Origin of the sequence: Poriferisphaera corsica, from assembly GCF_007747445.1 — a bacterium.
GTDB classification, from domain to species: domain Bacteria; phylum Planctomycetota; class Phycisphaerae; order Phycisphaerales; family Phycisphaeraceae; genus Poriferisphaera; species Poriferisphaera corsica.
Map to the genome: position 1 here is coordinate 1,652,774 of NZ_CP036425.1, position 13,465 is coordinate 1,666,238.

The 13,465-nt window shown below is 50.8% G+C and carries 11 protein-coding genes; 5 read left to right on the forward strand and 6 right to left on the reverse strand.

Annotated elements, in window-relative coordinates:
* Positions 1 to 15: 15 nt before the first annotated feature.
* From rpsS to rpsJ, 6 genes are all read right to left on the reverse strand, one after another.
* Positions 16 to 303, reverse strand: a complete 288-nt coding sequence (rpsS, locus tag KS4_RS06705) for a 30S ribosomal protein S19 (RefSeq protein ID WP_145076358.1) — start codon at positions 301 to 303, stop codon at positions 16 to 18.
* A gap of 3 nt (positions 304 to 306) precedes the next feature.
* Positions 307 to 1,164 (reverse strand): 50S ribosomal protein L2, encoded by an 858-nt coding sequence (gene rplB / locus KS4_RS06710; protein WP_145076360.1) that lies wholly within the window; start codon positions 1,162 to 1,164, stop codon positions 307 to 309.
* 52 nt (positions 1,165 to 1,216) lie between these two features.
* Positions 1,217 to 1,501, reverse strand: a complete 285-nt coding sequence (gene rplW / locus KS4_RS06715) for a 50S ribosomal protein L23 (RefSeq protein WP_145076362.1) — start codon at positions 1,499 to 1,501, stop codon at positions 1,217 to 1,219.
* Positions 1,502 to 2,155 (reverse strand): 50S ribosomal protein L4, encoded by a 654-nt coding sequence (rplD, locus tag KS4_RS06720; RefSeq protein WP_145076363.1) that lies wholly within the window; start codon positions 2,153 to 2,155, stop codon positions 1,502 to 1,504.
* A gap of 182 nt (positions 2,156 to 2,337) precedes the next feature.
* Complete coding sequence (rplC, locus tag KS4_RS06725; protein ID WP_145076365.1) at positions 2,338 to 3,009, reverse strand: 50S ribosomal protein L3; 672 nt, start codon at positions 3,007 to 3,009, stop codon at positions 2,338 to 2,340.
* Between the two features lie 88 nt (positions 3,010 to 3,097).
* A complete protein-coding gene (gene rpsJ / locus KS4_RS06730) occupies positions 3,098 to 3,406 on the reverse strand; it encodes a 30S ribosomal protein S10 (RefSeq protein ID WP_145076367.1) in 309 nt (102 codons plus the stop codon).
* Between the two features lie 624 nt (positions 3,407 to 4,030).
* On the opposite strand from rpsJ, the gene KS4_RS06735 reads away from it, so the two are divergent.
* The 5 genes from KS4_RS06735 to KS4_RS06755 all read left to right on the forward strand — a co-directional run bounded on the left by KS4_RS06735 (position 4,031) and on the right by KS4_RS06755 (position 13,143).
* Entirely contained in the window at positions 4,031 to 5,434 is a 1,404-nt protein-coding gene (locus KS4_RS06735) for a glutamate decarboxylase (RefSeq protein WP_145076369.1), read from the forward strand.
* Between the two features lie 14 nt (positions 5,435 to 5,448).
* Positions 5,449 to 6,486 carry an ABC transporter substrate-binding protein gene (locus KS4_RS06740; protein WP_145076371.1) on the forward strand — a complete coding sequence of 346 codons (1,038 nt, stop codon included), beginning with the start codon at positions 5,449 to 5,451 and terminating at the stop codon, positions 6,484 to 6,486.
* A gap of 143 nt (positions 6,487 to 6,629) precedes the next feature.
* Positions 6,630 to 8,168 (forward strand): sugar ABC transporter ATP-binding protein, encoded by a 1,539-nt coding sequence (locus KS4_RS06745; RefSeq protein WP_200761650.1) that lies wholly within the window; start codon positions 6,630 to 6,632, stop codon positions 8,166 to 8,168.
* Positions 8,165 to 9,334, forward strand: coding sequence for an ABC transporter permease (locus tag KS4_RS06750; RefSeq protein ID WP_145076373.1), 1,170 nt, complete (start codon positions 8,165 to 8,167; stop codon positions 9,332 to 9,334). The genes KS4_RS06745 and KS4_RS06750 overlap by 4 nt, the downstream gene beginning before the upstream one ends.
* 608 nt (positions 9,335 to 9,942) lie before the next feature.
* Positions 9,943 to 13,143, forward strand: a complete 3,201-nt coding sequence (locus KS4_RS06755) for a glycoside hydrolase family 2 TIM barrel-domain containing protein (protein WP_200761651.1) — start codon at positions 9,943 to 9,945, stop codon at positions 13,141 to 13,143.
* The last annotated feature ends 322 nt before the right edge of the window (positions 13,144 to 13,465 follow it).

Below are 13,465 nucleotides of genomic sequence, written 5' to 3' on the forward strand. Positions count from 1 at the left end.
GGCTTCGATTACTAACTAAAGGCCGCGTGCTCGCTGTGCCTTCGTACCAGTCGTGTGCTGTCTAAAAGCACGCGTCGGAGCGAATTCGCCCAACCGATGTCCGACCATATCTTCTGTTACGAAGATGCGAACGAATATCTTGCCGTTGTGTACCTCAAAGGTATGACCGACGAATTCGGGGATGATGGTGCAAGCACGTGCCCAAGTCTTAATTGGGGAGTGACTGCCCGCTTCATTCAACTTCTCGACCTTACGAAAAACTTTTTCGTTGATGTAAGGTCCTTTTTTCAGTGAACGTGCCATCTATTATTTCAACCTCAGCTGGCCATAGCGCTTCGATACGCGACGACGGATGATACGTTTGTTAGAGGCTTTACCACGCTTACGGGTGCCGCCACCTTTTGATTGAACACCAGTTTTTGACGCCGGTGGACGATTACCTTTACTACGACCATCACCACCGCCCATTGGGTGATCGTGGTGGTTCTTTGCCGCACCACGAACATGTGGACGTCTGCCCATGTTTCGTGCGCGACCCGCTTTACCCAGGACAACGCGGTTGTGATCGGAGTTGCCGACCGAACCAATCGTTGCTCGGCACTCAAGCGATACCTGACGTACTTCACCAGATGGGAAGACGAGCGTTGCCCATTTCCCTTCCTTATTGGTCAAGCGAGCATAAGTACCAGCCGAGCGGCAGAGCTGTGCGCCCTTGCCTGGAAGCATTTCGATGCAGTGAACATTCAAACCTGCTGGAATCGACTTCAGAGGCATGCAGTTACCTGCTTCTGGCTCAGCCTTACCCTTGGTTGACACAATCGTGTCGCCGTCGGTCAGGTTCGCCGGAGCGATGATGTATCGCTTCTCGCCGTCTGCATACTCAAGAAGAGCAATGTTTGATGAACGGTTCGGGTCGTATTCGATCCCGATGACCGTTGCCTCGACATCCATCTTATTGCGGAGGAAGTCAATGACACGGTAACGCTGCTTATTGCCGCCGCCACGAGATTGAACAGTGATCTTACCATGATGGTTACGACCGCCGTGCTTCTTCTTAGCGCGGAGCAGAGACTTTTCGGGCTTGTTCTTAGTCACCTCTGAGTAGAGGTTGACCGACGCATTGCGGCGCCCGTTAGTCGTTGGTTTGTAGATGCGAATCGCCATTGTGGCGTTTCCTTTACTATTTTGGGCTAATCAGTGATTAGCGTTCTACAAATCAGAACAATTCGATTGTTTGCTCAGCCTTGAGCTCAACAGTCGCTTTTTTCCAGGTAGACGTTTTCGCAGGGCCGAAGCGAGTACGGAAGTACTTGCCTTTGCGGATCTGAGTCGACACCTTTTCAACTTCAACGCCGTAGATCGCTTTCACTGCAGACTTAATGTCTGTCTTGTCAGCTTTCATCGCTACTTCAAACGAGTAGCGGTTACGGGCTTCAGCTTCCCATGCTGTCTTCTCTGTAATCAGCGGCCGCTTGATGACTTGGGTTGCGTCGAGTTTCATTTACGCAGCCTCCTCATTTGCTTTTGCCTGAGCTGAAACCTTAGCGATAAACGCTTCAAAGGCATCTTTGTCAGCCAGAAGATAGCGGTGATTAAGCAGGTCAAACACATTGAGATGGTCGACCTGAATGGTATCTACATTTTCGAGGTTTTTTGCAGACCGCGCTTCGTTTGAGCGGGTGTCTGCGAGAGCAACCAGACATGTGCGGTTGATCTTTAGAGCAGCCAGAAGTGAATTGAACTGGCTTGTGGAAGGTTTGTCGAAGTTGAGTCCTTCGACCAGCTTGATTTCGCTGTCAACCGCTTTCGCTAGAATCGCGTTGCGGTTTGCTAACCGGCGCATCTTTGTCGGCATCTTCTGACGCCATGACTTCGGACGCTTCGCAAAGGCTTGGCCACCATGACGCATGATGTTCGTGCCAGCCGAACCGCGACGGGCGTTACCTGTACCCTTTTGCTTATATAGCTTGCGGGTTGAGTATGCCGTGTCCGCACGGTTCTTTGTGCGAGCAATACCAAGACGTCGGTTCGCATGGTAGCGTACGTAGGCCTGCTTGAGCAGGACGTCGCGAACTTCGCCGCCGAGAATTGCTTCGTCGATGTCGACGCTCCCGACTTGTTCGCCTGAAATATTATGTACTGGGATCTGAATCATATTCTTCACCTACGGTCCCGTAATAAGGGATGCGTTTTGTTCGCCGCCATAAAGACCTGATACATGGTGGATGTTCAGTCTTCGCGACTCGGTTCTACTTAAGGACCAAGTTGTGGCGGCGTTGCAGTTTCGGGGTTCTGATTCACCTGCCCAAACACAGGGCAGGATGAGTCACCGACACACTACGCCTTGGCGATTCTCGCCTTACGCTTCCAGAGCCGTGTGGCCTCCCTGATGTAAACTAAACCTTTGTTAGCACCGGGTACTGGACCCTTCACCAACAAAAGATTCTTCTCTTTATCGATGCCGATGATCTGAGCACTACGCAGCGTCACACGTTCGCCGCCCATACGCCCAGCCATGCGGATACCCTTCTTCGGGCGACCACCACCCAAGTCACTTGCGCGACCTGAAACGGAACCCGGTGAACGGTGCTTACGCTCGACGCCGTGTGAAGCTTCCTGCCCTTTAAAAGCATACTTCTTCATGACACCAGCATGGCCTTTGCCTTTGCTTGTGCCGATCACGTCGACGAACTTGATTGCTTCAAAATCTTCTACAGAGACTTTTTGGCCGAGTTCGACACCGTCTACTGATTCGACTTTGAATTCCTTGTGAAAGCGTTTAGGTCCAACACCTGCTTTAGCATCATGCCCGATCAAAGGCATTGTCGTGTTGCGGCCCTTGACGTCTTCAAATGCGATCTGCACCGCATTATACCCGTCAGCTTCCTCAGTCTTGATCTGACTCACAAAACAAGGACCCGCCTCGATGATCGTAACAGGAACATTATTCCCATCATCATCGTACAAGCGAGTCATTCCAATTTTGCGGCCAAGAATAGCGTTAGCCATTTTTTTTAACCTCCCAGGGAGCCGTACTACTGGCGGTCTTGCAAGCAGCGGACCCGGCCCTGATTGATTGAGTTTACGTTACTGTTATCTAAGCTTTGATCTTCACGAACACACCAGCCGGTACCACCAAGCGATTCAATGCTTCAACTGTGCGAGCATTGGGTTCCTTGATGTCAATGATTCGCTTATGTGTGCGAATCTCGAACTGTTCACGGGATTTCTTGTCAATATGTGGTGAACGAAGAACCGTGTAACGCTCGATGCGTGTTGGCAGTGGAACTGGGCCCGCTACCTTGGCTTGGGTGCGCTTGGCGTGATCAACGATCTCACGAGCCGAAGCGTCGAGAGCCTGGTGATCATAAGCTTCCATTCTGATGCGAATTTTACCCGCAGTCATAAGCTTCTTGCCTTTAACTTACTGTTGTAAAAGGACTGACACGTGGCATTCGCGCTGAACGCCAACGGTGAGCAAGGTAGTTTACATAAACGTAAACCCATGTCAAATCGGGCTTCCAACACCAATTTGCAGTTGGGGATTGTTGTGGGAACCACCGACCGAGTCAATCAATCTCACGTTCATAATCACTCAGATTACCCCTCACTCACAGCCAATTTCCTGCCTTCTTTATATATAGATCAGTGCAGCCATGCCCTAAATCCCTCCTGATCGTCTCAAAACAGCATTCCCCATCTTCCAGAGTATTCCGCCACCTGTTCATCTTCTTCCCACCAATCTTTTCGTGATAATCCGCATCCGCTTAGGCAATGTGGATAATTACCGGACCTTCCTCAGAGCTTTGCTCACTCGCTTCTTGCCCATGCCCAATAACCCAGCACGCAACCCATAATCTGAGACAGGCCAACCATTTCTGGCGATAACACACCAAGCGGCCTCGCCGCATCAGGTGTCTTGGTACCTGTCTCCTACCTCAATCGCATCAATCCACTCTAGGTCTCACCCCTCCCACCATCACGTTTACCGCGTGACCTATGACCCAATACCGCCTCAACCTACTCCCATATGCTTTCAGACAAAGACCAACTTCAGGACATACCTCACCATAAGCGATATCACGCTCTCACTTATGGGTCACGCTATACCGCCGAACCCATCCCCAAACTCGTCCTCCCTGAAAAAGGCATGCCCTCAAAGATCGCCTACCGCATCATCAAAGACGAACTCAATCTCGATGGCAACCCTTCTCTCAATCTCGCCTCTTTTGTCACCACCTGGATGGATCACCACGCCGATCGCCTGCTCGCCGAAACCCTCGGCAAGAATTACATCGATCAGGACGAATACCCCCAAACCACCAAAATCCAGAACTACTGCATCAACATGCTCGCCCGCCTTTTCAATGCCCCCGAGCACGCCCAATCCACAGGCACCTCAACCATCGGCTCTAGCGAAGCCATCCACCTCGCCGGCCTTGCCATGAAATGGAATTGGCGCAAAAAACGCAAAAAACAGCGTAAAAAGATCGATTCACCCAACATCGTTATGGGCCAGAACGTCCAGGTCGTCTGGGAAAAGTTCGCCCGTTACTTCGAAGTCGAACCCCGCTATGTCCCCCTCACTCATGACCGCTACATTCTTGGTGTTCCCGAAGCTCTCAAGCTCATCGACGCCAACACCATTGGCGTCGTCGGCATCCTCGGCTCAACCTACACCGGCGAATACGAACCCATCGAGCAACTCAACGAAGCGATCAATCAACTCAACAATCAAACCAACTGGGACGTACCCATCCACGTCGACGCTGCATCCGGCGGCTTCGTCGCTCCATTCACCCAACCCCAACTCAGATGGGACTTTCGCCTCAACTGCGTGAAGAGCATCAACACCTCAGGTCACAAATACGGCCTCGTCTATCCCGGCATCGGCTGGGTCGTATGGCGCGATAAACAAGACCTCCCCGAAGACCTCATCTTTCACGTCAACTACCTAGGCGGAGATCAACCCACTTTTCATCTCAACTTCTCCAAATCCGCATCCCACATCCTCGGCCAGTATTACAACTTCCTCTTTCTCGGTAGAGACGGCTACCGCGCCATCATGCTCAACCTTCAACACATCACTGAGCATCTCACGACCGCCATTGAAGGCTTGGGAATCTTTAAGATCCTCTCAAAGCTAGGCGACCTCCCCGTCATCACATTTAGCATCAAAAACCCCGAAAAACACAGCTTTTCTGTATACGACATCTCTCAAAAACTCCGTGAACGCGGTTGGATTGTCCCCGCATACACCCTTGCACCAAACGCTAGTGATATCACCGTACTTCGCATCGTTGTTAAAGAATCCATGTCCCTCGATATGGCAGAAAATCTAATCAATGATTTGAATAGTGCAATCCAAGCACTCACATCTTCAAAACCACAGCCCCCCGAACAAACCGACAACAAGCATCAAGGTGTCTGCTAAGCAAAGTGAGCATCATGAAACGCATACAGTATTACGTCACGCTCGCCATCACAATCATGTTCCTTGTCGCATGCAGTGACCGTGTCGATCTCAGCGACGATTCCATGAAAGTTCAGATGAAACTCGTTGGCAAAAACGTTGTTCCCGAGAAAACCATCATCACAGACAACAAAAAAATCAAACTCGCTGTCATCCCCAAAGGCACCACACACAAATACTGGAACTCCGTCAAAGCTGGCGCCGAACAAGCCTGTAAAGACCTTGGCGTTGAAATGGTCTGGAAAGGCCCACTCAAAGAATCCGACCGTGCAGGCCAGATCGTTATCCTTCAGCAATTCGGAACCTCCGACGACATCGACGGTATCGTCATTGCTCCGCTCGATGAAAACGCACTCCTCCGACCCATCCAACATGCGCTACGCATGGGCAAACCAGTGGTTCTTGTCGACTCTCCCCTCAACGGCAAGCCCGGCGTTGACTACGTCTCGCACGTTGCCACCGACAACGTCAAGGCCGGTGAGCTCGGCGCTAAAGAGCTACTCAAATACATGGGCGGCCCCAATAAAGTCGTCCTCATGCGATACCTCGAAGGCAGCCAAAGCACACTTGCCCGTGAAAAAGGTTTCCTCGACGTCATGCACAACACGCCTGGTGTCGACATCCTCGTCGACAACCGATACGGCGGCGCAACCTCCGGCGAAGTGAAAATCTCCGCGCTCAACCTCATCGACAAAATCAAAGAGGCCGACGGTATCTACGCACCCAACGAGCCCTCATCCATCGGCGTCATGCTCGCACTCGAACAGGTTCGACTCGCAGGCAAAAAACACTTCGTCGGCGGCGACGCAGCACTACCTCTCCTCCGCGGCCTGCGCAAAGGTGAAATCGACGCACTGATCGTTCAAAACCCCTACAAAATGGGATACGAAGGCGTAAAGCTGATGGTCGAATTCCTCCACGGCAAACCCGTCCCCGCAAAAATCAATACCGAAGTTGCCGTTGTCACAAAAGAAAATATCGATTCACCCAAAATCCAGGAATTCTTCAAATAGCACAAATCACACGATGGCTCATGAACGCTGCCAAATCCGTCCTAGGTATCAGGAGCATCAAATCAGCGATTTGCAACGGCCAGACCAATTTATCAACACCATGGATAACCTCGTGAGATACGCAAAAAAATGGGGATGCACACGTGAATCAGCCAGTACCTCGATTAAAAATTGAGAACGCAATAAAACACTTCGGCCAAACCATCGCGCTCGACGGCGTCGACCTCGAACTCATGCCCGGCGAAATCCATGCCATCATCGGCGAAAACGGTGCCGGCAAAAGTACACTCATGAAAGCCCTCTCTGGCGCACACAAGCTCGACACCGGAAAAATGTGGCTCGACGGCCAAAGCTACAAACCTTTATCTCCTCACGACGGTAGATCCTCCGGCGTCAGCATGATCTATCAGGAGCTTTCACTCGCACAACATCTCTCTGTCAAAGAAAACATCCTCCTAGGCGTCGAACCCAACTACCGTGGTCTCATAAACTGGCCTAAAGTTAAACGTCAAGCTAATCAGGCATTAGAGGGTGTTGGCCGCCCCGATATCAACCTGGATCTACCTGTGATGGAACTCTCCAACGCTGAACAGCAACTCGTAGAAATCGCCCGATCACTCGCCACCGGTTGCAAAGTCCTCGTACTCGATGAACCCACGAGTTCACTGACTCAATCCGATACCCAAAAACTCTTCAGCATGATGCGGACCCTTAAAAAACAGGGTGTTTCTATCCTCTACATCTCTCACTTCCTCGAAGAAGTCAAAGAAGTCTGTGATAATTTCACCGTCCTCCGTGACGGTGTCTCCGTCGGCAACGGTTCCGTCGCAGAGACATCCACTGATGAAATTGTCTCCATGATGGTTGGCCGCGACGTCAAGCAGATGTACCCCAAGTCGAAACACGATGTCGACGAAGTTGTTCTAACCGTTCGAAGCCTTCAAGGCGAACATCGCAAACCCGAAGAAGTTTCATTCGAGCTACATCGCGGCGAAGTCCTTGGCATCGCTGGCGTCGTCGGCGCCGGACGCACCGAAATGCTCCGAGCCATCTTCAGCCTTGATGAAATTAAGAAAGGTGACGTCAAAGTCGCTGGCTTCATCGGGCATGCTTCCCCCTCCGCGCGTTGGCTCCACGGAGTTGGCATGGTCAGCGAGGATCGGAAATTCGAAGGCCTCGCCACTGGCCTCTCAATCGCCGACAACATCGTGATGAGCAGCATGAAAAACCTTGGCCCCCTCGGATTCATCACACGACGCGGCCTTCTCAAAGCATCTAAGCCTTGGATAGAAAAAATCCCCATCAAATGCGCAGACGCCTTCGCTGCCGTTGATTCTCTCTCAGGCGGTAATCAGCAAAAAGTTGCCATCGCTCGCCTCCTCCACGCTGATGTCGACGTCATGCTACTCGATGAACCTACCCGAGGCATCGATGTTGGCTCAAAAGCCGCAATCTATGAAATGATTGATCAGCTTGCCTGCGGTAAATACGACGGCGACGGGCGTAAACGCGCCGTCCTGATCGTCAGTAGTTATCTCCCAGAACTTCTCGGCATATGTGATCGCATCGCCGTTATGTGTCGCGGGCAACTCGGCCCCGCTAAACCCATTTCAGAATGTAATGAACTCCAGATCATGCGCGAAGCCACCGGCACAGGCGACAAAACAGGAGACAACTCATGAGTGATGATATGAAAGTGCTCGAACTCTCTGAAGAAGAGCAATCCGTACGCGATAAATTCATCTACATGCTCACTCATTGGTTCGGCCCCATCCTCGGCCTCATCGCCATCTGGGCATTCTTCGCCATCACCGCAGGTAAAGATTTTGTCGACCTCTCAAACCAGCAACTCATCGTCTTGCAAACCGTTGTTGTTGGCACCGCCGCAGTCGGCGCGACCATGATCATCATCTCCGGCGGGATCGACCTTTCCATCGGCGCTTCCATCGCACTCACCACCATGACTGTTGCCTGGCTCCTTGATAAAGGTTACTCGCCTGCGCTCGCATTTGTCGGTGGTATCTTCACCGGCATGCTTGTCGGATTCACCATCGGCTCACTCGTCATCGGGCATATCGGCCGCGTCGGCGCCACCGTCGGTGGCATCATGCTCGGGCTCTGGATCGCGTCAACCGATGCCGGTTGGCTTGGCGGGCTCATCTCCGGTTTTATTCTGTTTGGCGCTGTGATTGCATTCAACGAGATTTATATCAAGCGTGTGCCAATCTCGTCGTTCATCGTGACGCTTGGGATGTGGGGCGCACTGCGCGGCGTTGCCAAATGGGTCGGTAACAATGAACCCATTTACCCGGAAAATCGCGGTTGGGTAGGCGATCTCATGGCAGGTGTTCCGATCGGCGATTCAGGTTTTGCATTGCCCGCGCCAGGTGTGTGGATCATGATCATCTCAGCAGTCATCATGGTTCTGATTTTAACGTTCACGAAGTTCGGGCGATATGCTTTCGCGATCGGTTCAAATGAGAAAACAGCACTTCTTTGCGGGATTAATATTCGCGGTACACAGCTGTGGATCTACACACTGGCGATCGCATTCGGCGGCCTGGCGGGCATCCTGCAGTTCGCATTTCTTTCAACGGGCGATCCGACGACGGCAGATGGTTATGAGTTGCAGGTCATTGCTGCGGTCGTGATTGGCGGCGCGTCCCTGCTCGGCGGCGAAGGTTCGGTGCTGGGTACAATTGTCGGCGCGCTGATCATGACGGTGGTTGCGAATGGATGCACAAAACTTGGTTTGGAAAATTATGTGCAGCAGATCGTGACCGGCGCAATTATTGTGAGTGCGGTCGGGTTGGAACAATGGCGGCACGGCGCGAAATATGCACGTTAAGTTGTTTACTGGTTTAACTGCAATGAACACGATGATGAAATGCGATGACAAATGAATATTTGTCATCGCATTTGTATTTGTATGATTCAGAAAAACATGTTTATGCGCGCACGTTTTGTTTCGTTGTTGGATTTTGAGTGTGCTGAAATGAGGGTGGTTTTAGGGGGGTGTGTGAGCGGTGGTGTTAAGTTGTTGATTGCCTGGGCTAAATGAGGATCGAGAAATCATAAGTTATGAAAAAAAATGTGCGTGTTTGTGCGCGCGTTTTTTTGTGTCGGTGTGTTTTGGTGATGAAAACGGTCTGGAAATGGTGGGAAATGAGTCAGAAAGATTTGGAATGTGGACATAATGGTTAGAAAAGTAGGGGAAATGAAGCACATTTTTGGGAAAATGACATGATTGTGCGCACAAAATGAATGTGGTATTTGCGGGGTTTGTGACATGGTTGGATGGCAGTGTTTGTGTCGTCGGCGGGGAGATGGGTATGGCCTGTATTGTATATGTGTTTGATGGAGTGTGATATTGGATATTCTTGCGTTTTGGATTATTCATATACTTGTGCGGTTGATTGAGGATTAAATGATAACCCGGTGTTGAGAAATCAGATCATGATTAAATTGATACGCAGTGAGAGCGTTTTATTGGTTTGGGTTTTATTTGTCGTGATGTGTTCGGCTTTCGTAACAGGTTCTACTGCGAGAGCGGCGCTAAATGACTGGGAAAATGAAGAGGTTATTGGGATTAATAAGGAGCCTGCTCGTGTGTCTTCGATTCCGTTTACGGATCATGAGAGTGCGCTGAGAGGGGATCGAGAGGGGTCGCTGTACTTTCAGTTATTGAGTGGGGCGTGGAAGTTTCATTGGGTTGGTAACCCGGAGGAGCGGCCGATTGATTTTTATAAGATGGGGTATGACGTCAGTGATTGGGATGAGATTGAGGTGCCGTCGAATTGGCAGCTACAGGGGTATGGAACGCCGATTTACGTGAATGTGAGGTATCCATTTAAGCGGGAGCGGCCGCGGGTGACATTGGCGCCTGAAAAGGATTGGACGGCGTTTAAGGCGCGTAATCCGGTGGGGTCGTACCGGCGCAATTTTGAAGTCGCTGAAGGGTGGGATGGGCGTGCGGTGTTTATTCATTTTGAGGGTGTTGAGTCTGCGTTTTATCTTTGGGTTAATGGCGAGAAGGTTGGATACAGCCAGGGCAGCTATACGCCTGCGGAGTTTAATATCACGGCGTATTTGAAGGAGGGCAAGAATACGGTGGCGGTGGAAGTGTACCGTTGGTCGGATGGGAGTTATCTGGAGGGTCAGGATTTTTGGCGGTTGAGTGGGATTTTTAGGGATGTTTATTTGTATTCGACCCCGCGGGTTGGGATTGACGACTTTTTCGCGTTGGCAGATTTGGATGCGGATTATGAAGACGGTCAGTTATCTGTGAGTTGTGAGATTCGGAATTTGGATCGTCAATCGAAGGTTGTGCCTCGGGTTGAAGTGAGTTTGTTGGATGATCAAAACAAGGAGGTTGCCTCGGGTGAGATTGGGGCAGGGCAGTTTAATTTGAAGTCGGGTGATAAGTGGGAGGGGCAGGTTACGTTAGGTATTGAGAAAGCGCGGAAGTGGACGGCGGAAACGCCGGAGCTATATACGCTGCTGTTGAAGCAGATGGATGAGCATGGGAAGGTTGTAGATATTCGCCGGAGTCGGGTCGGTTTTCGTAAGGTTGAATGGCGGGATGGTCAGTTGTTTATTAATGGGGTGTCGTTGAAGCTGAAGGGTGTGAACCGTCATGAGCATGATCCGGATCGAGGTCGGGCGGTGACGGAAGCTTCGATGGTAGAAGATATTAAATTGATGAAGCAGTTTAATATCAATACGGTTCGGACAAGTCATTATCCGAACCAGACGCGGTGGTATGAGTTGTGTGATGAGTATGGGATGTATGTGGTGAACGAGGCGAATGTTGAATCGCATGGTTATGGCTATAAGAAGGAATCGATTGGGCATGATGCGAGTTGGGAGAAGGCGCATGTTGATCGTGTGATGTCGATGGTTGAGCGTGATAAGAATCATGCGAGCGTGATTATGTGGTCGTTGGGTAATGAGGCGGGGCCGGGTCGGAATTTTGCGGCGGCGTCAGCGGCGGTGCGTGGGTTGGATGTGTCGCGGCCGATACATTATGAGCGTGATTGGGGGACGGCGGATGTGGATAGTGTGATGTATCCGAGTTTGGGGCATTTGAAGAAGGAGGGGAAGAAGGAATCGGATCGGCCGTTCTTTGTGTGTGAGTATGCACATGCGATGGGTAATGCGTTGGGAGATTTTAAGGCCTATTGGGATATTATGAATTCGCATAAGCGATTGATCGGCGGTTGTATTTGGGATTGGGTTGATCAGGGGCTACGTTTGAAGGGGGCGGATGGGAAAGAGTTTTATGCGTATGGCGGTGATTTTGGAGACAAGCCGAACGATCGCAATTTTTGCATGAATGGGATTGTGTTTTCTGATCGCAGTCTTTCACCGATGATGTGGGAAGTTAAGAAGGTTTATCAGTATGCTGATTTTGAGGGTGTTGACTTATTAAAGGGGAAAATTCGGGTTCGCAATCGGCATTCATTCACGAATCTGAGTGAGTATGCGTTGTCGTGGACGTTAACGGTTGACGGACGGGTGATTCAGAAGGGGGAATTGGAGGGGTTGGATATTAAGCCGGGCGAGGTGAAGGATTTTGATATTGCGTTGAAGCAGCCGAAGCTTGTTGCGGGAGGCGAGTACTACTTAAACCTGAGCATGGCGATGACGAAAGATACGGCGTGGGCGGATGCGGGGCATGAGGTGGCGCGTGAGCAGTTGCAGGTTCCGTTTAAGGTTGCGGATCGTCCTGTGATGCAGGTTGCAGAGATGCCTGTGATTCGCATGAAGAAGCATGCGCGAGGGGTGAGGATATCGGGCCGAGGTTTTGTGGTTGCGTTTGATAAACGTTCCGGGCGGATATCGGAGTTAACCTACGGCAAGCAAAAGGTTATTAAGGAGGGGCCGATGTTTAGTGCGTATCGCGCCCCGATCGATAATGACAAGTGGGTTCGTGAGAAGTGGAAGAAAGCGGGGCTGAATGAATTAACGCATGAGGTGTTGGAATTTAAATCAGAGAAGGTTGGGCCGCGTGTTGCTGAGGTTTATGTGCGGGTGTTGTCTTCGAGTTCAAAGGGTGCGGCTTATGAGCATCAGGCGAAGTATCGTGTTTATGGGAATGGTGTGATTGCGGTGGAGAATAAGTTTGAGCCTCAGGGGACAAGTCTTGATGTGGCGAGGTTGGGTGTGGATATGACGTTGCCAGGGGCGTATGGGAATGTGATGTGGCAGGGACGCGGGCCTCATGAGAACTATGCGGATCGGAAATACAGTGCGCATTTTGGTGTTTATGAGGAGACAGTGAAGGGGCTGTTTGTTCCATATGCGAAGCCACAGGAGACGGGGAATCGAGAGGATGTACGTTGGGTGTTGTTGAGTGATGAGGCGAAGGATGGGTTGTTGATTGTTGCGGGGGATAAGATGAGCATGTCTGCGTTGCCTTATACGGTTGCTGATCTGGAGAAGGCGCGGCATCCATCGGCATTAAAAGCGCGTGATGAGGTGGTTGTACATGTGGATTATGGTCAGTTGGGTTTGGGGGGAGCGAGTTGTGGGCCTCGTCCGATGATGAAGCATATGCTGCCGCGTGGTGCTGTTGATTTTGCTTATAGTTTGCGGCCATATCGGGCAGAGATGGGTTCGGTGGTAGAGCAGGCGAGATTGAAGACGCCGGAGTAATGGGAGGATTGTGGTTGGTATTCGTGGAATTAAATACTAAAACACTTCGTGGATGTTGAGATGCATCTTCGAAGTGTTTTTTTGTGGTAATTCGTTGAGGGCAATGAAACTGATTTTAGGCTGGTTTTTTTGTTTGCAGTCGCATGATTTGGTTTGAATGATAATGGCGTGGGAATTGGTATGTGGAGATGGTGAGTGGTTGATATGTATCGAAATTTGATCGGAAAGGGTTATTTTCAAGGGTTTGAGCCATTGACTTGTGGATTAATGAGATGGCGTAGGTTAACTGTCATCGGAGATAATAAATATAGCAACAATGATG